This is a genomic window from Pseudomonas sp. MS646 (genome assembly GCF_036693845.1).
Lineage (GTDB): Bacteria > Pseudomonadota > Gammaproteobacteria > Pseudomonadales > Pseudomonadaceae > Aquipseudomonas > Aquipseudomonas chlororaphis_E.
Genome location: NZ_CP144763.1, coordinates 5,428,102 through 5,450,637, shown reverse-complemented (window position 1 = coordinate 5,450,637; position 22,536 = coordinate 5,428,102). Strand labels below are relative to the sequence as shown.

The following is a 22,536-nucleotide window of genomic DNA, read 5'->3' as shown; positions in this document are numbered from 1 at the left end:
TCCAATGACTCAGTCCATCTGGAGCAAATTGTTCACCGCGCTGCGTGGCGGTGCCAGCGAAGTCGGCGAAGCGATCGTCGATCAACAGGCCCTGCGCATCCTCGATCAGGAAATCCGCGACGCCGACACCGCGCTGGCCAACGCCCGGCGCGAGCTGGTCACCATCATGGCCAAGCACAAGCTGGCGACCGACCGTGTCGGCGAATACAACGCCAAGATCAAGGACCTGGAGTCCAAGGCCCTGGCCGCGATCCAGGCCAACCGTGAAGACCTGGCGCTGGAAGTGGCCGAGGCCATTTCGACCCTGACCAACGAACTGGACGTCGAGCAGAAGCAGGCGGCCGAATTCGGTGGCTATGCCGAGAACATGCGCAAGGACATCACAAAGGCCGAAAGCCGGATCAAGAGCCTGCGCCAGCAAGTGGACATGGCCAAGGCCCGGGAAAGCGTGCAGAAGGCCCAGGTCAGCGCCTCCATCGCCAGCGGCGGTGCCAACGGCAAGCTGGAAACCGCCGTCGGCACGTTGAATCGCCTGCAAGCCAAGCAGCAGCAGCGTGCGGCTGAGCTGCAAGCCCAGGACGAACTGGCCGATGCCTCCACTGGCACCGACCTGGAGCGCAAGCTGCGCGAGGCCGGCATCACGCCGAACGAAGGCAGCGCCAATGCGATCCTGGAACGCCTGAAGAAAAAATCGGCGGAGTAATCTGTTCGGGCTGAACAACCAAGGCAGGCCGAGCACAAAACCTGTGGCGAGGGAGCTTGCTCCCGCTGGACTGCGCAGCAGTCCCATTCTTTGGGGCCGCTTCGCGCCCCAGCGGGAGCCAGCTCCCTCGCCACAATCTTGTCCGGCGCTCCTGGATGTAATTGTGACGCAGGTACTTTTATCCACGCTTCGCAACAGGTTTAATGCTGTCCGGTCACTACGCTCAGGCATTCACCCGCCAGCGCGATGACGTCGCCAGGAATCAGCCCCACGGAGTCAGGGACACGATGTCGATTTTCCTTTTATTGCGTGCCTACGCATCGTCGTTCTTCCAGCGCTTCGGCTGGGCCGGCCTGGTCATGGCCGTGGGCGTGCACCTGGCCACGGCCTGGATCGGCCTGGTGTTGCTGGGCGAGCAGCACCTGATCGCCGCCGCCACGTTTATCTATTTCTATCTCACCACCACGCTCACCGTCGGCTACGGCGACCTGTCGCCACAGACCGCGGCGGGGCGGATTTTCGTTGCGACCTGGGTCATGCTCGGCGGCATCGCGCTGCTGACGGCGGCCATCGGCAAGACCACCAGCAGCGTCATCGATGTATGGAGAAAAGGCATGAAGGGCAAGGGCGATTTCACCGGTACCGTCGGACACACCGTTCTCATCGGCTGGGAAGGGGCCTCCAGCGAGCGGGTCATTGAGTTGCTGCTGCAGGACGAAACGTCCAACGACAACCTGATCGTCATTTGCGACTGCGACCTCGAAGAAAACCCCATGCCCGGCCAGGCGTCCTTCATCAAGGGCGATAGCCTGTCCTCCGTCGCACTGTTGCGGCGCGCCGGCGTGCCCGGTGCCGAGCGCGTCCTGGTCCGCACCCACTCCGACGACCTGACCCTCGCCACGGTGCTGGCGGTCAACCAGCTCGGCCCGGCCGGGCATGTGGTCGCCCACTTCAACGACAGCGAAATCGCCGCCCTCGCCAGCGCCTACGCGCCCAGCCTGGAATGCACGTCGAGCATGGCGATTGAAATGCTGGTGCGCGCCTCCCAGGACCCGGGCTCGTCCGTGATCATCAACGAGTTGCTGTGCGTGGGCCAGGGCGCCACCCAGTACCTGATGAAACTGCCCGAACGTTTCGAAACCACGTTCGGCGAGCTGTACACGCGGATGAAAGAGCAACATAACGCTACGCTGATCGGTTACCGCGCCATCGGTGCCCAGCACCCGTCGATCAACCCGCCCGGCGCCACGCGCGTCGAGGGTGGCGAACTCTTCTACATTGCTTCCACACGTCTCAAGGACATCTCCAATGGGATGGTTTAAACAGTTGATGGGGCTCGAAGCCCCGAACGCGAACAGCAACACCACAAGCGCGGCCCTGCCTGCCAACGGGCCGCTGGGGTTGGCCTGCGGCAAGGGCGTGATGTTCGACAGCACGCTGAAGTTGCTGCTCGACGGCAACAGCGCCGTGATCATCCCAGGCGCCCAGGAAATCTGGAGCATGAGCGTCGTCGACCTGGGTCAGTCGAACTGGCTGGCGCGTTTCTATATGAACGACGAAGACTACTGGCTGCAAGTGCACACCAGTGGCGCGGTGGATGGGCAGGTCGAATCGGTGATCCTGTTCAACTACGTAAGCTACGTCACGGTTAACAGCGAAGCCGAGCTGCGTCGGTTGGCCGGCCCCCAGAGTTTGATCGGCCTGCCGACTTACACCCATGACGGCGTCGAATACACCCGCGAATGGGGCACCGAGGACGGCCAGACCGAGCTGGTGGCGTTGAGCGAACGCGTGAGCAACCCGGATGAGTCCTACACCGTCGAGCACCGTTCGATGCTGTACGCCCGCGACACCGGTCTGACGGATCGTCGCGAGTTCCTGTTGTTCTCCGTCGAGGAAGACGCCGAAGGGACGATCAGCCTGAGTACTTCGCTGGGCATTTCGCTGTACACCACAGACCTGCACACCATTTGAATAAGGAAGACGTCCATGTTTGAAGCACTCTCCATTTCCCTGAACAAAGCCGCCGTGTTCGGCTTCGTTCTGTACATCCTCGGCGCCGCCGTGTTGTTCGCGCTGTTCCAGTTCATCTACATCCACGTCACGCCGCACAAGGAATTCGAACTGATCCGCTCGGGTAACGTGGCCGCCGCCATTGCCCTGGGTGGCGCGCTCATCGGCTTCGCCATCCCGGCCAGCAACGTGATTGCCTACTCGGTCAGCTTGCTCGATTTCATCGTCTGGGCAGTGATAGCCGCGTTCGTCCAGTTGCTGGCCTTCCTGGTGACCAGCCTGGTGCTCAAGGGCGCTTCAGCGCGCATCAAGCAGGGCGAAATCGCCGCTGGTATTTACATCGCCGCGGTGGCCATCAGCGTCGGCCTGTTGAACGCCGCGTGCATGACGCCTTCCACGAACTGATTGCGCCAGGAGCCTGCGATGAAACGAAGCAAGTACGTTCAGCTTTCGCTGGCCGCATCGGTCGCCATGGCGATATCCGGTTGCGGGCCGACGGAAAAAACCTACCAGTTGCAGAAAAAATACAACTTCCAGTCCGTGCAACAGTGTGTCGATGAAAAGCTGCCGGTGGATGTCTGTTCCGACGCCTTCATGAACGCCATGGCCGAGCATCGCCGCATTGCGCCGGTGTACGACAACCGCGCCGATTGCGATGCCGACTTCGTCGCCGACTGGTGCCAGCTGGACTCGAACGGCAAGTTCATCCCCAAGCTGGGCGGTTTCGAGCTGAGCGCCGATGGCGAGGTCACCCAATCCCAGGTGGACGCGGCCAGGGCCCAACTGCCGGCCTCGGAAGCGAACACGGGCGGCTCGGGCTTCAGCAACCTGCTGACCGGGCTGTTGATCGGCAACATGCTGAGCAGCAACCGCAACAGCTATTACTCCGAGCCGGTTTACCGCTATCGCGATGATCGCGGTGACTACGGGTCCTCGACCCTGTCCCAGCGGGTTTCCAGGGGCTCGACCTTCACCAAGTCCAACCAGGCGCGCTACGGCGGCTACACCGATTCGATTCGCACCAGCAAGCCGATTTCCGTGGCGTCCTCCACCTCCCGTGGCGGCTTCGGCAGCAAGGCCAGCGCCCGCAGCGGGTGGGGCGGTTCGAGCTCCGGCGGCTGAGGAGCGAAGGCCATGAAGAAGATCCATTGCGCCGAGCGGCATGACTGGAAGCAGACGGCCGAGCGTCTCGGCTTTCTGTTCCACACCATCGACGGCGAACCCTACTGGGACGAAAGCGCGTACTACCAGTTCACGCTCAAACAGATCGAGGACGACCTCGAAGACCCCACCACCGAGCTCCATGACATGTGCATGGACCTTGTCGCCCGCGTGGTGCAGAGCGAGCAAATGCTGGAGCGCCTGAGCATTCCTCCGGCGTTTTTCGACATGGTCCGCACGTCATGGCTCGAAGGCCATCCGCACCTGTATGGGCGCATGGATTTCTCCTACAACGGCAATGGCCCCGCCAAGCTGCTGGAGCTCAACTACGACACGCCGACCAGCCTCTACGAGGCGGCGGCGTTCCAGTGGGGCTGGCTGGAGCAATGCATCGAGCGCGGCCTGCTGCCCCAGCATGTCGACCAGTTCAACAGCATCGACACCAAGCTGCACCAGGCGTTTGCCCAATTGCAGCTCACCCAGCCGTTCTACTTTGCCTCGATGAAGGATTCGGTCGAGGACAAGGGCACCACCGATTACTTGCGCCTCATTGCGGAGGCCGTCGGCATCGAGTCGCGGCAGATCGACATCGAAGACATCGGCCTGAACAGTGAAGGCCGTTTCGTCGACTTGCAGGAGCGTTGGATTCCCCATCTGTTCAAGCTGCACGCCTGGGAATTCATCTTCCACGAGCCTTTTGGCGCGGCGATCGCCCAGAGTGACACGCAGTTTTTCGAACCGGCCTGGAAATCGATCATTTCCAACAAGGGCATCCTGCCGCTGTTGTGGGAGTTCAACAAAGGTCACCCGAACCTGCTCGAGTCCCACCTGGACCCCAACCCCGGCACCCCTGTGCCCAAGGGCTGGGTGCGCAAGCCATTCTTTTCCCGGGAAGGCGCCAACATTGAACTGCAGACGGCCGATGGCCTGGTGGTCAAGGAAGACGGCCCCTACACCGACGCACCGTTCATCCTCCAGCAGCTCGCGCCCCTGCCGCGCTTCGGCGACAGCTACACGCTGATTGGCTCCTGGGTCATCGGCGACCAGGCGGCCGGCATTGGCGTGCGCGAAGACAACAGCCTGATCACCAAGGATTCCAGCCGGTTCTTGCCGCACCTGATTCTGGATTGATTGCCGCAGCGTGAAGTGCAACGGAGCTTTTGTGGGAGCGGGCTCGCTCGCGAAGACGATGTGACAAGCAACATCAATGTTGACTGTACCGCCGCCTTCGCGAGCAAGCCCGCTCTCACAGATTGCTCAAGTCCACCAGTACCGCACCAGGTGAAAGAAGATCGGCGCGGCAAAACACACCGAGTCCAACCGGTCGAGCATGCCGCCGTGGCCTTCGATCATGTGGCCCCAGTCCTTGACGCCGCGGTCGCGCTTGATCGCCGACATGACGATGCCGCCGGCAAAACCCAGCAGGTTGATCAGCAACGCGATCAGGAACGACTGCCAGGGATTGAACGGGGTGATCCACCACAGCGCGCCACCGATCAGCGAAGCCAGGAAGATCCCGCCGGCAAAGCCCTCGACGGTTTTCGACGGGGACAGGTTGGGGGCGATCTTGTGCTTGCCGAACAGCTTGCCGCACACGTACTGCAGCACGTCCGACAGTTGCACCACGATCACCAGGTACGCGATCAGTAACAGGTTGCGGCCTTCGAAACCGGCGATGTCCAGGGTCAGCAGCGCCGGCACGAACGAGATGCAGAACACCGCGATCATCAACCCCCACTGCACCTTGGAAGCGCGCTCCAGAAAGTGCGTGCTGTCGCCACCCAGGGACGCCAGGATCGGCAGTAGCAGGAACACGTAGACCGGGATGAAGATCGAAAACAGCCCGTACCAGTCGTAGTAGATCAACAGGTATTGCAGCGGCAGCGCCAGGTAGAACGCGGCCACCAGCGCTGGGTAGTCACTGCGCCGGGTCGGCGTCAGGGTGAGGAATTCGCGCAGGGCGTAGAACGACACGGCATAGAACAACAGGATCACCGCCGCATTGCCGAGCCAGAACGCGACGCCGATCACCAGCACCATGATCCACCAGGCGTTGATCCGCGCGTTGAGGTTGTCGATGACCGAGTTCGGCGTGCCGCGGGTCTTGAGCTTGAGAATGAAACCGATCAGCGAAGCCAGCACCAGGATGGCGCCAATCCCGCTGAACAACATCACGGTATATCGATCCATGTCAGACGTGCTCCGGGGCCAGTGCCAGCAGGGCGGCACGGCTGCGTTCAAGAAATTGCTCTTTGCTTTCACCCTCTTCGATGCTCAGTGGCGCACCGAAACTGGTGGTGCACAACAGCGGCAGCGGCAGCATTCGGCCCTTGGGCATGACGCGGTTGAGGTTGGCGATCCACACCGGGATCACCTCGACCTCGGGGTGGCTTTTCATCAGGTGGTAGATCCCGCTCTTGAAGGGCAGCAAGCCTTCTTCCGGGTTGCGCGTGCCCTCGGGGAAGATGATCAGCGAGTCGCCGTTTTCCAAGGCTTCGAGCATCGGTTGCAAGGGGTTGTAGGAAGGGTCCTTGCGTTCGCGGTCCACCAGCACACCGTTGAACACCCGGTTGATGATGTAGCGACGCAAGGGGCTCTTCTGCCAGTAGTCGGAGCCCGCCACGGGCCGGGTCAGCTTGCGCAGCGCCGGCGGCAGCGAGGCCCAGAGCAGCACGAAGTCGCCGTGGCTGCTGTGGTTGGCGAAGTAGATCCGCTGTACCGGTCGCGGCGAACTGCCGAGCCACAGGCTGCGGGCGCCGGTGACCATGCGGGCGGCGGAGGTGATGAGATTGGCAACCACGGGTTCGAACATGAGGATTCCTTATCCTGAAAAAGCTAACCAAGGGCTGGCCAGGATGAAGCCCAGCGTCCAGACAACTTGTGCCGCCAGCAGCAGCGACTGCCTGCGCAGCAGCCGCAGGGCGCCGAGGCTGCGTTCGGTCCAGGGGCGGCCGGCGCGTTCGGCCGGTTGCAGGCCGAGCGTATTGAGGGCCTGGTCCAGCGCCTGGGTGCGTTCGGCCAACGGTTGCTGATCGTCGGCCATGCGCTGGAACAGATCGGCATCGAACGCCACCCGCAGCGCCCAGTATTTTTGCAGCACGCCGAGGCTGAACAGCACGCCGCTGAACAGCAGCAGCCACGGATTGACGTTGCCCAGCAGCCATTGCCCCAGCCCCAGCAGCGCGGCCAACAGGGTCAGGCCGGTGGAGAACTGATCCAGGCAATGGCCCCGGCGCAGCAGGCTCGCCACGGTGTGCAGCTGCAGGTCACTCATGGGGCGCGCCTTGGCGTAGCGGTTCCAGTGCCTGGCGGTGAGCCTGATGCAGGACGATGCGTGGGCGAACGCGCTGGATCTGCACGATCGCGGCGTCCACGTTCGCCGCCCGGCCGCTGTGCAGCAACCAGGCGATCACGGCCGTGGCGCTGCGCGAATAGCCCAAGGCGCAGCAGACCAGCACCGGCCCGCGTTGACGCAGACTGTCGATGGCCTGCGCGGCTTCCAGGCATTGTTCGGTGGTGGGCGCCGTGAGGTCGAGCACCGGCAGCGAGCGATAGGCGATGGCGTGGCTGTCCATGGACAATTCGGCGCTGAGATCGAGCACCCCGGCAAACGCGCTGTCCTGCAGTTCCAGTGGCGTCGGGACGCGCCCCAGCCAAACGTTATCGGTCACGTGGTCCGGTTGCGGATGCTGGCGTGTCCACCAACGGGAATTGACCCAGGCCGCCGCCAGGTAGGGCGCCAGCAACCAGCGCACCGCCGGGCTCAACCGGCCATCGGCGCGCTTCTGAAAACCATCGGCGCCCAACAACAGATAATTCAGCGCCACCAGCAGCACCGCCACCGCCGGCCAGATCAACCACAGCCACGCGCCGCCCCAGGCGAACGCCGGGACGCACAACGCCGCCGCGCCCACGCCGTAACGCAGGGCCAGTTGCAAGCGGCTGCGGTCGGTGGTCAGGCGAGCGCTTTGCAGCGGGCTCGGCCGGTCCAGTGGCCACAGCCAGACACACAGCCAACCGGCCAGCGCGCCTGTCGGCACATCGACGAAGTGATGTTGGTAAGTGGTCAGCACCGACACCCCGATCAGCGCGAACCAGCCGTGCATCAGCCAGCGCCAGGCACCCTGCAAGTGCCGCTGGTAGCAGACCCAGAGAATCACCAGCAAGGCGATGTGCAGCGACGGCGCCTGGTTGAACGGCTTGTCGAAGCCGGCCAGCACGTCGAACAGCCAGCCGAATACGCCGTCCATTTCCGGCCGAGGGAAGGTGAAGCGCAACGGCCAGATCAGGAAGCAACTGACGGCGATTGCCTGCGCCGTGAGCAGGCGCAACGCGTGGCGCTTGAGTTCCGCGCGGCTGGTGGGCAGCAACAGCGACAGGCCGTAAAGCAGGTCGATCGACCAGTAAGGCACGATGGTCCAGGCCCAAAATGGCATGTGGCTTTCCCAGCCGAACACTAGGCTGCCGACGTCGTCACGCTGGGAGGTGACCCAGGTGGCGAAGCCGTAGGTGCTGAAGAACAGCGGGGCGAGCAGCAGTAGCCAGCACACCGCCGGTTTCAGCAGGCCGGGCTCGCGAGGCGGGGCGATGACAGCGCTCATCACTGCACGCGCTGCGCCAGCGAAACGCTGAAGATGCCCCACTCATCGACCCGCAGGGTGATCTTGCGGAAACCCGCCGCTTCCACCAGTTGGTCCATCTCGGCCTGGCTGCGTCGACGCATCACCCAGGCCTGGCCAGCGCGGTGGCTGGTGAGGGCGCGGGCGATCAGCTCCAGTTGCGGGTGCCACGGCTGGCCGGTGTAGACCAGGAAACCGCCGGGCTCCACGGCTTCGGCCAGGCCGGCGAGAGAACCGCCGACCATCTGGTTGTCGGCAAACAACTCGTACAGGCCGGACACCACGGCGAGGGTCGGCTTGGGGTCCAGGGCCGCGAGGTCCTGGCGGTCGAAGGCGTCGCCCTTGACGAAGCGCGCGATCTCGCCCAGGCCTTTTTCGACGATCAGCGCGCTGCCGTCGCGCACGTTGATGTCGCTGTAGTCACGCAGCAGGATCGACTCCGGCAGCGGGCTGACGCCTTGCAATGCCTCGAGAATGTAGCGGCCATGACCGGCCGCGATGTCGACGATGCGCACCTCGCGATTCGCTTCGCGCAACTTGCCCATCGCCAGGCGCAGCAACTCCTCGACGTTCAGCTTGCGCTGGCGAATGCCGCGCCAGCCGATGGAGTTCAGGTAGTTCTGGTCGATCATCCTGCCGATCGGCGAGGTGCCGGTGGGGCGGTTGCGGTAGACGTAGTCCAGCGTGCTGCCGGAATCGAACCCGGTGTCGAACCCCAGCTTCACCCCGGCCGACAGTTTGCTGCCAAAGCGCATGCTGGCGCGGGTCATGCGCCAGTACAGGTCGCGCGGCGAATTGTGGGGCAGGGGTGTTGCCAGGGCTTCGGACTCGGCGCAGGTCGCGCCGATGCGGTCCGCATCCAGCAAGGAGGGGCGGTCCAGCGGGCGGGCAAAATTCTGCAGGATGAAGCGGCGGGCGCTGGCGACGGCCGGCGCGCGGTGCTTCTCGCCCAGGGTGTCGTGGAAGAACCCCGGCAGGATGTGTTTTTCCTTGTGCACGCTGCCCAGCCGTTCGAAGAACTGCTCCTGGGGTTTGCGATGCACGACGAAGTCGGAGCCGGAGATCAGCAACTGCGTCGGCACCTGGATCGCCTGGGCGTCGGCCACCACGCGATCGGCGGCTTCGTACAGGCCCAGCAGCACGTTCACCGAAATCGCCTTGGTGATCAGTGGGTCGTTGTCGTAGGACGCCACCCGCTCTGGATCATGGCTGAGGAACTTGGCCTTGACGTAACTGTTGACGAAGAAATTGCCGCGAAACTTGCGCATCAGCGCCAGCCCCGGACGGGCGAACGGCACGTAGAGCTTGACCTTGAATGCCGGCGAGGCCAGCACCAGCGAGCGAATGCGCGGCGCGTAGTCGTGAACCCAGGTGGAGGCGATCACCGCACCGACGCTTTGCGCCACCACGGCGATGTTCTGTTCGTCGATCTGGTGCGTTGCGCCGATGTGGTCGCAGAAGGTCTGAACATCCCGCGCGCTGGTGGCAAAACTCGGGCTATCGCCTCGTGCGCCGGGCGACTGGCCGTGGCCCCGTGCGTCCCAGGCGAAAAACTCGAAGCCGGGCAGATCCAGTTCATCCACCAGGTGCGCGATGCGCCCGGAGTGCTCATGGCCCCGGTGAAACAACAGCACGGCCTTGCGGGGTTCACCCGGGTCCGCGGCCACGGCCGGCCAGTGCCGGTAGAACAACTCCACGCCGTCATGGGTGGTGAATGTCCGGTCTTGAGCTTCGCGCATTGCAAGTTCCTTTATGCTGAGGGAGCGTTTTCCTTCACTTGGCCCAGGCCACGACGGACCCGGTTGACCAAGGTATAAACCAGCAGGGCGGCAACCACCGCCATCACACCGTTGACCCACGCGGCGCCGAGCCAGCCCAACGCTATGCCGGTCGCCAGCACGCCAAGCACAAAGGCCCGGTCACTTTTGCCCATGGGCCCGTCATAGCGCCGCGAAGCCCCGACCATCGCCCCCAGCACACCGGCGTATTCACTGAACAACGCCAGCAGCGTGACCCCCAACACCAACAGCAGGCTGGCATCGGGAAGCAGGGCGAAAGGCAGGATCAGGGCAGCGTCGGCGATGATATCGCATAGCTCATTGAGGTAGGCGCCCAGATGTGATTGCTGGCCAAACTCCCGCGCCAGCATGCCGTCCACGGCGTTCAGGGCCATGCGCAGGAACATCCACGCGGGGACCAGCGCAAACACCCACGGATGGCTGGCAAACCAGGCGACCACCACCCCCACCAGCACGGAAACCACACCGGCCAGCAACGTGACCTGATTCGCCGTGACGCCCTTGTCGTAGAGCCGTTGGACGGCAGGGCGCAGCAGGTTCTGGAAGGCGGGCTTGAGCTGGTAAATGGAAGGCATCGGGGCGGGATCTCGGGCCGGTGGCGGGCGTGAAGGATTCAGGTGCGAGATTACGATAGGTTGAGGGGTTGCTGGTGGGTATTTCTCGAGAATGCGTGCGGGTAGGCATCTAGGACGCAATGAGTCGCCAGATTTTAGTGGTGCATGAGAAGTCATCCAGTCGAGGTGGTTTGTTTGAATGCGTTGGCTCACCTAAGCTGAATTTTCCTGGACATGCGCCAAGTGCCTTAACGCACCATGCGGCCATCCGGCTTGCGGCACCGCTCAGCAGCCAGGGGGGAGGAAAGGATGCCAAACGTGCTAGTGGTGATCTGGGACTTCGATACGCGCAGATTACGAATCCCGGTCAGGGATAGCCTTGTCCACATACACAACAGGATTAGAGCCCTGGAGCACATGGCGACAACAATATTCGCCGCTAATGTCGTTCAGCATCAATTGGATTACTGTCTGGCTGTCGCCCCCGAATACTTCTTTTCCAAGGAAAAACCTGTTTCGTTTCTTTCGGAAGAAGAAAAGGAAATCATCCGGGCTGCATGGGTTGATGTCTCAAATAGAAACCCGACGCTGATACTGGTCCCAGGTACGACACTGTGGTCCAAATCAATGGTGCGACCCGATTCCAGGATGTTGAAAAGGGAGACGGGGGAGTTGAAATCCTTGGGGCAGGCCAGGGACATCAACAAGGCTAAATATGGTGCGGAAATGGACGCGGTGGTGGACGAAATACCGCAGAGGGATCGCCTGAACAAGGGGGTTTATGGCGATTACGCAAGGTCTACGAAAGCAGTCATCACCGATATGGGATCAAAAGGCGCGAGAACCGCACATGGAATCGTCAGGAATACCGGTTTCATCATCTGGCAAGGAAACGTTTTTTATCAGCATAAACGCTACCCCAACATAGGAAATGAAGGACTGGAAGAGTTGTATGGGGCGGAGTTATGGTTCGACAAGATATTCATGCCAGGCGGTTATCGAGAAACCCCTGCTGTTCATGGGCTGCAAATCGCTTTGGAAATATGTGCAGAACACTTTGTGGGCGCAACGATCCTGCATAAGAACAACGTACTGGATTTTCATGTCCTGGTCTCGGCCAGCATCGCGCTCGACAAAAAGCGCGTGGGTGTAAAACCCGGAGGGTATGTCGTTCACGCTGATTCAGAGGGCAGCTCAGTGTACCGACGTGAAGGCATGGAATTGGTTCGACTCCAAGCCATCGATCAACGACCGGTAAACTTGATGGGCGTTGCAGCCGGGGGTGCCAGGAGTTTTGTTTGCGCGATTGCATAGACACAGCCTGGCTTCATCCGGCGAAAGCGCTGCGATGGTTTTGACATCCAGAGCCCAGTTGACCTGTTGCCGCGAAGCTTGCTTACCTTTCGCGTCGCTGAATCCAATTCGATGACGCGTTGTTCTCTTGCGTGGGTGTTCTCTAACTTTCCTCTCGGGTCATTGATAACAGAGAGTCTCCAGAGCTTGGCGGATGGCGCGCCATCCTGGCTTTCAATCGGACATTAAAAAGCCGGCTTATGGCCGGCTTCTCGTTGACTGATTCAGCTCGTTTTTGACAAACCTTACCAGCCTTCAAAACGTACATCCGGCTCTTGCGGCCGGCTGTGGGACTTGGTCAGAAAGTGATCTGCCTTGTCGGTGCGAGGCGTGGGCTCGCAAAGGTGGGGCGGAGGATACGCGGGTTTTGGTTGGAAGCCTAGGGGTAAGTGGTGTGGAATCATTGGGTTAGGGTGATTCAGAGGGAAAGCAGGGGCTGCTTTGCAGCCCAGCGGGAGCAAGCTCCCTCGCCACAAAAGCGCCTGTCACAGCCTTATGTCCACGGGCTCATTCGTACACCTGCGGTCGCTGCTTATTGAGGGTCGACCACCAGAATACCCAGCCCAGTACCCTGATGTTTTGCGCTTCGATCTGTTCGGCGCTGAAGACTTCGTCGGGGTAGGCGGCGCTGTTGTGGCTGCGTAGGCGCAGGCGGTTGCCGGGGACTCGGTGCAGGTATTTGATGCGCAGCATGCCGTCGTGCTCGAGGGCGTAGATCTGGCCGTCGACGACCTGGGTGAGGCCGCGGTCAATGGCGAGGGTGGAGCCGTCTTCGATGCGTTCGGCCATGCTGTCGCCGACCATGGTCGTGCAGATGGCGTCGCCGGGGTTTATTTCCAGGGATTCGAGGTGGCTGCGGGGCAGGCGGATGGTTTGGTCGGGGACTTCGATGATGTGGGTCTTGCTGCTGCCCGGGCTGACCGGGGCTTCGGTGTAGAAGGGCAGGTCGATGTCCTGGGTTTCCAGCACGCTGTAGACGCCTTGGACTTCAGCGGCTTCATAGGTGGTGCCGGGGCCGAGGCCCAGTGGGGTTTGCGGGCCTTCTCCGGTGGCGAGCCATTGCGGGCTGACGGTCAGCAGGCCCGCGATGGCGTGGATGCGACCGGGCGGAATGCCACGATTGAACCAGTTGTTCACGTGCTGGGATTTCACACCGTACAACTTCGCGAAGTCGGCGGAACGGATGTTGGCTTCTTTGAGAAGGGCTCTGAAGCGGTCGCCACTGGAGATAATTTTCATAAACGGAAAGTTTAGAGGCGACCGTGTTTTGAGCAATAAACATGTCGTGCAGATTTATAAGACAATCTTTCCGTTTGCAGGATTTGAAATAGATGGGCTAAACGCAGTTAAACGTTGTTAATACGTAGCTGTATTTTATTTAAATTCAAGCATAAAAAAACCCCGGTGCAAACCGGGGTTCTTCCACACATTCAGTATCAGCCCTTGTAGGCGGCAACCGACTTGGTGATGGCTTCGCGGGCGGCGTCTGCGCCGGCCCAGCCTTCGATCTTGACCCACTTGCCTTTTTCGAGGTCTTTGTAGTTCGCGAAGAAGTGTTCGATCTGCTGGATCAGCAGCGGTGGCAGGTCGGTGTATTCCTTCACGTCGACATACAGTTGCGACAGTTTGTCGTGTGGCACTGCGATGACTTTGGCATCGCCGCCGCCGTCGTCGGTCATGTTCAGGATGCCGACTGGACGGGCGCGGATGACCGAGCCTGGAGCAACCGGGTAGGGGGTCACGACCAGCACGTCGAGGGGGTCGCCGTCGTCGGCCAGGGTGTTGGGGATGTAACCGTAGTTGGCCGGGTAGAACATCGGGGTGGCCATGAAACGGTCAACGAACAGGCAATCGCTGTCTTTGTCGATTTCGTATTTGATCGGGGCGTGGTTGGCCGGGATTTCGATCGCGACGTAGATGTCGTTCGGCAGGTCTTTGCCAGCCGGAATCTTGCTGTAGCTCATTGGGCGGTGCCCCCGTTAATTGACCAGATGACTGGTCGGATTGACCAAAAAGTGGCGGCGATTATAGGCATATTCGGCCGCTGATGCCACGTACCCAGGGTCTTAGAGACTTTGGTATGACGCCTGATAGACCGGATCCTCGGCTTGAAGTTGCCGCAGCCGGGCGAACGGGTCCTGGCGGTAGAACGCCTTGAGCTGTTCATAGACTCGCGGGTAGGCCTGGAGCAGCAGGTCTGGGGCGCTGAAGAAGTATTCGCTGGTGACGGCGAAGAACTCCGCGGGGTTTTCCGCCGCGTACGGGTCAATGGCGGTTTCGACGTCCGGGTCCTGGTCCAGCTGGCGATTGAGGTCATCGTAGGCCTGTTGCATGGCCTCGGCCCAGTCGCTGACCCGCATGTCGGCGTGCAGGGGCGGCAGGCCGTTGGCGTCGCCGTTGAGCATGTCGAGTTTGTGCGCCAGCTCGTGGATCACCAGGTTGTAGCCCTCCCAGCCGCCGCTGGCGAGCACGCCGTCCCAGGCAAGGATGATCGGCCCTTGTGGCCAGGCTTCGCCGCTGTGTTCGCCGTCCCATTCATGTTCGATGCCGCTGGCGTCGCGGTAGCGCTGGGGGCTGAGGAAATCGTCGGGGTAGAGCACGATTTCGTGGAAACCCTGGTACCAGTTCAGCTCGCCCAGGTGCATCAACGGCAACTGGGCCTGGGCGGCGAGCAGCAGGCGCTGTTCCTGGTGCAGTTCGACGCCGGGCAGGGCGGTCAGGTGTTTGTCATGCAGGAACAACACGCAGGCTTCACGCAGCCACTGGTCCTCGGCGGCGCTGATACCGTCGAGGAAACTCAACTGATGGCGCACGCGTTGCCAGGTGTCTTCGGCCACGGGATGCTTGGCCAGGGTGCGTTGGCGGCGCCAGTTGCTGAGGGACCACATGGGCGATCAGGCTTTCGAAGCGCGCTGGCCCATTTTGCTGCGGACCAGGCTGATGACCATCGGCAACAGCGACACCAGGATGATGCCCACCACCAGCAACGACAGGTTCTGCTTGATGAAGGGCACGTTGCCGAAGAAGAAACCGAGGGTGACCAGGCCGCCGACCCACAGGACGGTGCCCAGGACGCTGAAGCCGAAGAAACGTGCATACGGCATTTTCCCCACGCCGGCGACGAAGGGGGCGAAGGTGCGGATGATCGGCAGGAAGCGCGCCAGGGTCACGGTTTTGCCGCCGTGCTTGTCGTAGAAGTCATGGGTTTGTTGCAGGTAGTCGCGGCGGAAGATTTTCGAGTTCGGGTTGCTGAACAGTTTTTCGCCCGCGGTGCGTCCGATGAGGTAGTTGGTGCTGTCGCCGAGGATCGCCGCCAGCATCAGCAGGCCACCCAGCAGGAGCGGGTCCATGGCCCCCCCGGCGGCCACCGCGCCGGCGATGAACAGCAGCGAATCCCCCGGCAGGAAGGGCATCACCACCAGGCCGGTTTCACAGAAGATCACCAGGAACAGGATGGCGTAGACCCAAGTGCCGTAGTTGGTCACCAGCATGTCGAGGTACACGTCGAGATGCAGAATGAGGTCGAGGGGATTGAAATCCATGCAATACACCTGTGGTGACGGCCTGAGGGGCAGGCGTTTGGGTCTGGCTTTGAGTACGGCTACAGAGTATGTAGCTTTTGCTTACAAGCCGGGAAGACCGGGATTATACGGGCTGGAGGTCGGGGAGCGTGGTGAGTTTGTAGCTAGGGATTTCGGTGGTGTGCAATTGAGTGAAGGCTCTTGTGGCGAGGGAGCTTGCTCCCGCTGGGGCACGAAGCGGCCCTGAAGCAGGCGACTCGGTCAGTCTGATACACAGCATGCACAGGTTTTGGGGCTGCTTCGCAGTCCAGCGGGGATAAATCCCCTCGCCACAGAAGGTTTGGTGTTGTGGCAGGGGGACTCAGCTACAGGGGTCAGATGTCGTCGCTGATCGGCAACACGTAGTTCTTGAACTCGGTGTCTTCCTTGAAACCGATGGATTCGTAGGTCTTCTGCGCCACTTCGTTGTTGCTGCTGGTGGAGACGCGCATGCGCACGGCATGGGTTTCCTTGGCCATTTTTTTCGCCGTGCGGATCAGGTGGTCGGCCACCAGTTGGCGGCGGGCGTCTTCGGCGACGTAGATGTCGTTGAGGATCCACACGCGCTTGAGGGACAGCGACGAGTAGCTCGGGTAGAGCTGGCAGAAGCCCAGCAGCTTGCTGTCATCGTCATCGGGCAGGGCCAGGTAGATCACCGACTCCTTGCGACGCAGGCGCTTTTCGAGAAAGGCCCGGGACGAGTCCGGGTATGGCAGCGAGCCATAGAATTCCCGGTATTTGACGAACAATGGGGTCAGCAGGTCCAGGTGTTCCAGGGTCGCTTGAATAATCCGCATGGCAGGTCTCGTTTACAAAGGTCGACATGGAGTCTGACAACAACGGCGTTCTGCCGTGCTTTTGATGCTGCCTGAAATTGGATCAAAAACGCAATTGGCAGTACGGATCAGCTTCGGGGCGGCATCAGTAGGAAATTACCTTTCATATCGGCACCATTTTCCGATTCAAGCGTTTGGAGCTGGGCTTCGTCCTTCAGATTGACCCCTGAAAGCTGCCTGCGACAGGCCTCGCGCATCAGGTAGATCAGGCGATGGGCCGCCATGCCGTAGCTCAGGCCTTCGAGCCTGACGTTGGAAATGCAGTTGCGGTACGCGTCGGTCAGCCCCACCTTGGGGGCGTAGGTGAAATACAGCCCCAGGCTGTCCGGCGAGCTGAGGCCGGGGCGTTCGCCGATGAGAATCACCGACATTTTGGCGCCGAGCCGTTCGGCCACTTCATCGGCCACTGCGACCCGGCCCTGTTCCACCAGGACGATCGGCGACACCGACCAGCCGTCGTCGGCGAGCTGTTCCTCCAGGCGCGCCAGGAAGGGCAGGGTATGGCGATGCACCGCCAGCGCCGACAGGCCGTCGGCCACGACAATGGCCAGGTCCACGCCACCGGGATGGGCGGCCGCGTAGTCGTCCAGTGTCTGCGCCGAGGCCTCGTCCAGGCGGCGGCCCAGGTCCGGCCGTTGCAGGTAGCTGTTGCGGTCGCTGGCGGCGCTGTGGAGCAACAGGCTCTCGCGGCCGCGCTCGGCCAGTTGTGCGCGAAGGCCCTGGTGATCGAAGGCCAGGTGCACCGCGTCCCGTGCCTGGGCATGGGCGTACTGGAAGTCCAATTGTGCCTGGGTCGGCAGGCTGGTACCGGTGCGGCCCAGGGCGATGCGCGCCGGGGTCAGGCGGCGCAGTTCCAGCCAGGGGTTTTGCGAATCGACTGGTTTTTTGTCCATCGGCAGGTCACTCATCCCAGGTGAGCCAGGGCGTGACGAAACGCCGGTGGCAGGTTGTCGCCAAACCGCACCCGGCCGTCGGCCTGGGTGAAGATGCCCATGTTCGCCAACCATTGCTCGAACTCCGGCGCCGGCTTCAGGCCCAGGGTCTGGCGGGCGTAGAGGGCGTCGTGGAACGAGGTGGTCTGGTAGTTGAGCATGATGTCGTCGGAGCCGGGGATGCCCATGATGAAGTTGATCCCGGCCACGCCCAGCAGGGTCAGCAGGGTGTCCATGTCATCCTGGTCGGCTTCGGCGTGGTTGGTGTAGCAGATGTCGCAGCCCATCGGCACGCCCAGCAACTTGCCGCAGAAGTGGTCTTCGAGGCCGGCGCGGATGATCTGCTTGCCGTTGTACAGGTACTCGGGACCGATGAAGCCTACAACGGTATTGACCAGGAACGGGTTGAAATGCCGTGCCACGGCGTAGGCCCGTGTTTCGCAGGTCTGTTGATCCACGCCGTGGTGGGCGTTGGCCGACAGCGCGCTGCCCTGGCCGGTTTCGAAATACATCAGGTTGTTGCCGAGGGTGCCGCGGTTCAGGCTGAGGCCAGCGTCGTAGCCTTCTTTCAGCACGTTCAGGTTGATGCCGAAACTGGCGTTGGCCGCTTCGGTGCCGGCGATGGACTGGAACACCAGGTCCAGGGGCACGCCCCGGTTGGCCGCCTCGATGGAGGTGGTGACGTGGGTCAGCACACAGCCTTGGGTTGGGATGTCGTAGCGCTGGATGATGGCGTCGAGCATTTCCAGCATGGCGCAGATCGAGGCCGTGCTGTCGGTGGCCGGGTTGATGCCGATCATGGCGTCGCCGTTGCCGTAGAGCAGGCCGTCGAGGATGCTTGCGGCGATGCCGGCCGGTTCGTCGGTGGGGTGGTTGGGTTGCAGGCGTGTGGACAGGCGCCCGCGCAGGCCGAGGGTGCCGCGGAATTTCGTCACCACGCGGATTTTCTGCGCCACCAGCACCAGGTCTTGCACGCGCATGATTTTCGACACGGCGGCGACCATTTCCGGCGTCAGGCCGGGGGCCAGGGCGCGCAGGCTGTGCTCGTCGGCGGCGTCGCTGAGCAGCCAGTCGCGAAAACCGCCGACCGTGAGGTGGCTGACGGTGGCGAAGGCGTGTTTGTCGTGGGTGTCGACGATCAGCCGGGTGACTTCGTCGCTCTCGTAAGGAATCAGCATTTCTTGCAGGAAATGGCTGAGGGGCAGGTCAGCCAGGGCCATTTGCGCGGCCACCCGCTCGCCATCGTTGAGCGCCGCGACGCCAGCGAGCAAATCCCCGGAACGCGCCGGGCTGGCCTTGGCCATCAGGTCCTTGAGGCTGTCGAAGCGATAGGTCTGGGCGCCGACGGAATGGGCGAATTCGGCCATGGGCGGTGTCCTCCTGGTTTTCTAAATGACTCAAATACAACCCGTAACCCTGTGGGAGCGAGCTTGCTCGCGATAGCAGGGTGTCAGCAAAATACTTGTCGACTGATACACAGCTATCGCGAGCAAGCTCGCTCCCACAGGGGCAGTGTCCACTTTCAGATAGCAGGCACCTGGCCCTCGGCCCGGCGCCGATGCAACCTCATATACCTGTGAGCATAGCGTCCGCCGGGGCGCTGGAGCGTTGTTTGGCGGTCAGTTGGAAGTACAGGTAGCCGACCACCATGAAAGCCAGGAACACCAGGCCGATCACGGTGTTGAACCAGGCCATCGCCACCAGGCAGACCACGGCCAGGAACAGCGCAATGCCCGGCACGATCGGGTAGCCCGGTGCGCGGAAGGTGCGTTCCAGGTCCGGTTCGACCTTACGCAGCCGGAACAGGCTAAGCATGCTGATGATGTACATCACGATGGCGCCGAACACCGACATGGTGATCATCGCGGCCGTCAGGCTCATGCCCTGCAGGTTCACCAGGCCGTCGCTGTAGATCGCCGCGATGCCGATCACGCCGCCGGCCAGGATTGCCCGGTGCGGGGTCTGGAAGCGCGACAGTTTCGCCAGGCCCCGCGGCAGGTAGCCGGCCCGGGCCAGGGCGAAGAACTGCCGCGAGTAACCCAGGATGATCCCGTGGAAACTCGCCACCAGGCCGAACAGGCCGATCCACACCAGCATGTGCATCCACGTCGAATTGTTGCCGACCACGGCTTTCATTGCCTGGGGCAGCGGGTCGTTGATGTTCGACAGTTGCCGCCAGTCGCCCACGCCGCCGGCCATGATCATCACGCCGATCGCCAGGAAGACCAGGGTCAGGATGCCGCTGACATAGGCGCGAGGAATCGTGCGTTTCGGGTCCTTGGCTTCTTCGGCGGCCATGGCCGCGCCTTCGATGGCGAGGAAGAACCAGATCGCGAACGGAATCGCCGCAAAAATGCCCGGTATTGAGGCAAGGCTGAACTCATTTGCACCGGACCAGCCGTTGAGCACGAAATTGCTGAAGCTGAAGCCAGGCGCAACCACGCCCATGAACACCAGCAATTCGGCCACCGCCAGCACGGTGACCACCAGCTCGAACGCCGCGGCGATGCTGACGCCGAGGATGTTCAGGGTCATGAACACCGCGTACGCGCCGACCGCCGCGACCTTGGGGTCCAGTTCCGGAAACTGCACATTGAGGTAGGCGCCAATGGCCATGGCAATGGCCGGTGGCGCAAAGACGAATTCGATCAACGTGGCGATCCCGGCGATCAGTCCGCCTTTTTCGCCAAACGCCCGCCGGCTGTAGGCGAACGGCCCGCCCGCGTGGGGGATGGCGGTGGTCAGTTCGGTGAAGCTGAAGATGAAGCAGGTGTACATCAGCGCGACCATCAGCGCGGTGACGAGGAACCCCAGGGTCCCGGCGGTGCCCCAGCCATAGCTCCAGCCGAAGTACTCGCCGGAAATCACCAGGCCGACGGCAATGCCCCATAAATGCAGGGTGCCGAGTGTGGGTTTGAGTTGGGTGGTAGAAGTCATAAGTCCTCTCTGTCTTTTTTATTGTTTGATCTGTTGGACTTTCGGGATTGCTGTGGAGCGGGCACGCAAGGCTCGTGCCAGAGCGTTGGGGCGGTAAATTGATGTTGTCAGTGAGGGCGCCATCGCGAGCAAGCTCGCTCCCACAGTGGAACTGTTGCCAACCCTGGAAAAAGAGTTATCCACAGATCCCTGTGGGAGCGAGCTTGCTCGCGATAGCTGTCGAAGGGGCAAAGCAGGAGAACCTGCCTTGCCCCAAGGGCTTAGAAGAACCCCAGCGGATTGATGTCGTAGCTCACCAGCAGGTTCTTGGTCTGCTGGTAGTGGTCGAGCATCATCTTGTGGGTTTCACGCCCGACGCCCGACTTCTTGTAGCCACCGAACGCGGCATGCGCCGGGTACAGGTGGTAGCAGTTGGTCCAGACGCGACCGGCCTTGATGGCCCGGCCCATGCGGTAGGCGCGGTTGATGTCGCGGGTCCACAGGCCGGCGCCGAGGCCGAACTCGGTGTCGTTGGCGATCGCCAGGGCTTCGGCTTCGTCCTTGAAGGTGGTGATACTTACCACCGGGCCGAAGATTTCTTCCTGGAACACGCGCATCTTGTTGGTGCCCTTGAGCAGGGTCGGCTGGATGTAGTAGCCGCTGGCGAGGTTGCCTTCGAGTTTTTCCACCTGGCCACCGGTCAGCAGTTGGGCGCCTTCGCCCTTGGCGATTTCCAGGTACGAGAGGATTTTGTCGAACTGCTGCTCGGACGCCTGGGCGCCGACCATGGTGTCGGTGTCCAGCGGGTCGCCACGCTTGATCTGTTCGATCTTCTTCATCACCACTTGCATGAATTCGTCGTAGATCGACTCCTGCACCAGGGCGCGGGACGGGCAGGTGCAGACTTCACCCTGGTTGAAGAACGCCAGCACCAGGCCTTCGGCGGCTTTTTCGATGAAGCTCGGCTCGGCCTGCATGATGTCTTCGAAGAAGATGTTCGGCGACTTGCCGCCCAGTTCCACGGTGGACGGAATGATGTTCTCGGCGGCGCATTTCATGATGTGCGAGCCCACCGGGGTGGAACCGGTGAAGGCGATCTTGGCGATGCGCTTGCTGGTGGCCAGGGCCTCGCCGGCCTCCTTGCCGAAGCCTTGCACCACGTTCAGCACGCCCGGCGGCAGCAGGTCGCCGATCAGTTCCATCAGCACGCAGATGCCCAGCGGGGTCTGCTCGGCGGGCTTGAGCACCACGCAGTTGCCGGCCGCCAGGGCCGGGGCGAGTTTCCAGGCGGCCATCAGCAGTGGGAAGTTCCACGGGATGATCTGCCCGACCACGCCCAGCGGCTCATGGATGTGGTAGGCCACGGTGTTGCCGTCGATCTCGGCGGCGGCGCCTTCCTGGGCCCGCAGGCAACCGGCGAAGTAACGGAAGTGGTCGGCGGCCAGGGGGATGTCGGCGTTGAGGGTTTCGCGCACAGCCTTGCCGTTGTCCCAGGATTCGGTGATCGCCAGGGTTTCGAGGTTCTGTTCGATGCGGTCGGCGATTTTCAGCAGGATCAGCGAACGGGCCTGGACCGAGGTGGCGCCCCAGGCATCCGCGGCGGCGTGGGCGGCGTCCAGGGCTTTTTCGATGTCTTCGGCCGTGGAGCGCGGGAATTCGGCAATGGGCTGGCCATTGACCGGGGAAGTATTGGTGAAGTACTGACCTTTGGCAGGCGCGACGAACTCGCCGCCGATGTAGTTACCGTATTTGCTCTTGAACGAAACGATAGCGCCTTCAGTACCGGGGTGAGCGTAACGCATGATGAGTTCTCCTTGGCTTTTGTGCTTATACGGGAGGCCGCGCAAAATTGAGCGCCGGTAATCAAGCGTAGAGCAAAGGGCGGGCCATTGCCTTGCAGGGCCCGGAAATCAAGACTTTAGGAGGAGTTGCTCGGATAAACGGATGGGTTGTGTGACGATAGCGGTACGCAGGGTGTGACACTTTGTGCCGTATCTGGCACAACCTGTGACCGATGGGTCGCGCCAGCATTGCAAAGGCGGTTGGGCTGGAGGATGCTGGGCTTCGATCGGAATCTCTGGCAAATGTAT

22 protein-coding genes are annotated in these 22,536 nt (G+C 61.9%); 7 read left to right on the top strand and 15 right to left on the bottom strand.

Annotation, left to right across the window (positions count from 1 at the left end):
• Positions 1-4: 4 nt before the first annotated feature.
• The 6 genes from V3H56_RS24085 (at position 5) to V3H56_RS24060 (ending at position 5,008) form a co-directional block, all read left to right on the top strand.
• Positions 5-703, top strand: coding sequence for a PspA/IM30 family protein (locus tag V3H56_RS24085; protein WP_042732433.1), 699 nt, complete (start codon positions 5-7; stop codon positions 701-703).
• A gap of 287 nt (positions 704-990) precedes the next feature.
• Complete coding sequence (locus V3H56_RS24080) at positions 991-2,025, top strand: ion channel (RefSeq protein WP_042730578.1); 1,035 nt, start codon at positions 991-993, stop codon at positions 2,023-2,025.
• A complete protein-coding gene (locus V3H56_RS24075; protein WP_047736362.1) occupies positions 2,012-2,677 on the top strand; it encodes a DUF2491 family protein in 666 nt (221 codons plus the stop codon). The genes V3H56_RS24080 and V3H56_RS24075 overlap by 14 nt, the downstream gene beginning before the upstream one ends.
• A 15-nt stretch (positions 2,678-2,692) precedes the next feature.
• Positions 2,693-3,121 (top strand): DUF350 domain-containing protein, encoded by a 429-nt coding sequence (locus tag V3H56_RS24070; protein WP_042730580.1) that lies wholly within the window; start codon positions 2,693-2,695, stop codon positions 3,119-3,121.
• An 18-nt stretch (positions 3,122-3,139) separates the two neighbouring features.
• Positions 3,140-3,838: a DUF1190 domain-containing protein gene (locus V3H56_RS24065; RefSeq protein ID WP_042730581.1), complete on the top strand. Its 699-nt coding sequence runs from the start codon at positions 3,140-3,142 to the stop codon at positions 3,836-3,838.
• Positions 3,839-3,850: 12 nt separating this feature from the next.
• On the top strand, positions 3,851-5,008 hold the full coding sequence (locus V3H56_RS24060; protein ID WP_047736361.1) for a glutathionylspermidine synthase family protein: 1,158 nt from the start codon (positions 3,851-3,853) through the stop codon (positions 5,006-5,008).
• Positions 5,009-5,134: 126 nt separating this feature from the next.
• Here the strand turns inward: V3H56_RS24060 and V3H56_RS24055 are convergent, their stop codons facing one another.
• Genes V3H56_RS24055 through V3H56_RS24030 form a run of 6 tightly spaced genes read right to left on the bottom strand, consistent with a single transcriptional unit; the run spans position 5,135 to position 10,870 of the window.
• A complete protein-coding gene (locus V3H56_RS24055; protein WP_042730583.1) occupies positions 5,135-6,067 on the bottom strand; it encodes a phosphatidate cytidylyltransferase in 933 nt (310 codons plus the stop codon).
• A 1-nt stretch (position 6,068) separates the two neighbouring features.
• The gene (locus V3H56_RS24050; protein WP_042730584.1) at positions 6,069-6,689 is read right to left on the bottom strand and encodes a lysophospholipid acyltransferase family protein; all 621 of its coding nucleotides are present in this window, start codon (positions 6,687-6,689) and stop codon (positions 6,069-6,071) included.
• Between the two features lie 9 nt (positions 6,690-6,698).
• On the bottom strand, positions 6,699-7,151 hold the full coding sequence (locus tag V3H56_RS24045; RefSeq protein ID WP_047736360.1) for a hypothetical protein: 453 nt from the start codon (positions 7,149-7,151) through the stop codon (positions 6,699-6,701).
• Entirely contained in the window at positions 7,144-8,478 is a 1,335-nt protein-coding gene (locus V3H56_RS24040) for a phosphatase PAP2/dual specificity phosphatase family protein (protein ID WP_338473941.1), read from the bottom strand. Before V3H56_RS24040 ends, V3H56_RS24045 begins: the two co-directional genes overlap by 8 nt.
• On the bottom strand, positions 8,478-10,235 hold the full coding sequence (locus V3H56_RS24035) for a bifunctional alpha/beta hydrolase/class I SAM-dependent methyltransferase (RefSeq protein WP_047736358.1): 1,758 nt from the start codon (positions 10,233-10,235) through the stop codon (positions 8,478-8,480). Before V3H56_RS24035 ends, V3H56_RS24040 begins: the two co-directional genes overlap by 1 nt.
• 11 nt (positions 10,236-10,246) lie before the next feature.
• The gene (locus V3H56_RS24030) at positions 10,247-10,870 is read right to left on the bottom strand and encodes a CDP-alcohol phosphatidyltransferase family protein (protein ID WP_047736357.1); all 624 of its coding nucleotides are present in this window, start codon (positions 10,868-10,870) and stop codon (positions 10,247-10,249) included.
• Positions 10,871-11,167: 297 nt separating this feature from the next.
• Here V3H56_RS24030 and V3H56_RS24025 point away from each other — a divergent pair, with 297 nt between their 5' ends.
• Positions 11,168-12,163 carry a hypothetical protein gene (locus V3H56_RS24025; protein WP_338473940.1) on the top strand — a complete coding sequence of 332 codons (996 nt, stop codon included), beginning with the start codon at positions 11,168-11,170 and terminating at the stop codon, positions 12,161-12,163.
• A gap of 546 nt (positions 12,164-12,709) precedes the next feature.
• Here V3H56_RS24025 and V3H56_RS24020 read toward each other — a convergent pair.
• The 9 genes from V3H56_RS24020 to V3H56_RS23980 form a co-directional block, all read right to left on the bottom strand.
• The gene (locus V3H56_RS24020) at positions 12,710-13,441 is read right to left on the bottom strand and encodes a helix-turn-helix transcriptional regulator (RefSeq protein WP_042730590.1); all 732 of its coding nucleotides are present in this window, start codon (positions 13,439-13,441) and stop codon (positions 12,710-12,712) included.
• A gap of 197 nt (positions 13,442-13,638) precedes the next feature.
• Entirely contained in the window at positions 13,639-14,166 is a 528-nt protein-coding gene (ppa, locus tag V3H56_RS24015; protein ID WP_003205933.1) for an inorganic diphosphatase, read from the bottom strand.
• Positions 14,167-14,268: 102 nt separating this feature from the next.
• Entirely contained in the window at positions 14,269-15,090 is an 822-nt protein-coding gene (locus V3H56_RS24010) for a M90 family metallopeptidase (protein WP_042730591.1), read from the bottom strand.
• A 6-nt stretch (positions 15,091-15,096) separates the two neighbouring features.
• Complete coding sequence (locus V3H56_RS24005; RefSeq protein ID WP_047736353.1) at positions 15,097-15,744, bottom strand: DedA family protein; 648 nt, start codon at positions 15,742-15,744, stop codon at positions 15,097-15,099.
• Positions 15,745-16,097: 353 nt separating this feature from the next.
• Complete coding sequence (locus V3H56_RS24000; protein ID WP_042732233.1) at positions 16,098-16,559, bottom strand: GNAT family N-acetyltransferase; 462 nt, start codon at positions 16,557-16,559, stop codon at positions 16,098-16,100.
• A gap of 107 nt (positions 16,560-16,666) precedes the next feature.
• A complete protein-coding gene (gene eutC, locus V3H56_RS23995) occupies positions 16,667-17,491 on the bottom strand; it encodes an ethanolamine ammonia-lyase subunit EutC (RefSeq protein ID WP_042732237.1) in 825 nt (274 codons plus the stop codon).
• Positions 17,492-17,502: 11 nt separating this feature from the next.
• A complete protein-coding gene (locus V3H56_RS23990) occupies positions 17,503-18,897 on the bottom strand; it encodes an ethanolamine ammonia-lyase subunit EutB (protein ID WP_042732234.1) in 1,395 nt (464 codons plus the stop codon).
• A 199-nt stretch (positions 18,898-19,096) separates the two neighbouring features.
• On the bottom strand, positions 19,097-20,467 hold the full coding sequence (gene eat / locus V3H56_RS23985) for an ethanolamine permease (RefSeq protein ID WP_047736351.1): 1,371 nt from the start codon (positions 20,465-20,467) through the stop codon (positions 19,097-19,099).
• A 260-nt stretch (positions 20,468-20,727) separates the two neighbouring features.
• Entirely contained in the window at positions 20,728-22,248 is a 1,521-nt protein-coding gene (locus V3H56_RS23980; RefSeq protein ID WP_047736350.1) for an aldehyde dehydrogenase family protein, read from the bottom strand.
• Between the last annotated feature and the right edge of the window lie 288 nt (positions 22,249-22,536).